Source organism: Acinetobacter sp. 18QD2AZ41W, assembly GCF_009829025.1.
In the GTDB taxonomy this organism is placed as follows: Bacteria; Pseudomonadota; Gammaproteobacteria; order Pseudomonadales; family Moraxellaceae; genus Acinetobacter; species Acinetobacter pseudolwoffii.
The window spans coordinates 1-399 of record NZ_WURP01000072.1 but is presented as its reverse complement, the minus strand read 5'-3'; the positions used below and the strand labels follow the sequence as shown (position 1 = coordinate 399).

Annotated in this window: 1 pseudogene; it reads left to right on the top strand. The window is 57.4% G+C overall.

The window, feature by feature from the left end:
- Positions 1 to 164 (top strand): annotated as a pseudogene (locus GVV58_RS15305) (IS91 family transposase); the annotation flags it as partial.
- Positions 165 to 399 lie beyond the last annotated feature (235 nt).

Below are 399 nucleotides of genomic sequence, written 5' to 3'. Positions count from 1 at the left end.
GCGGCTGCGGCGGCGCCATGAAAGTCATCGCCTGCATTGAAGACCCTATAGTGATCAAGCAGATCCTTGATCACCTGAAGCACAAAGCCGAAACCAGCGGGACCAGGGCGTTACCCGAAAGCCGGGCGCCACCGGCTGAGCTGCTCCTGGGTCTGTTTGACTGACGAGCCTGAAGGCCAACGATACCAATCAAAATGCTGCGTTCACAGCGCCGCGGCAGGGATCCGCCGTGCTGGTTGTCGGAAAAGGAGCCGCTAGTGGGAAAGAGGAGGGTAAATTTTCAGCGTTGCTGGCTCCCCGTCAGCCGGATTGGGTTGCATCGCAGGGGTGTCGAAAGAGTCAACTGCGGTCCAAAGCTGTTGGACTTGGGTGAAAAGGGCGTTTATTCTTCCTATACGT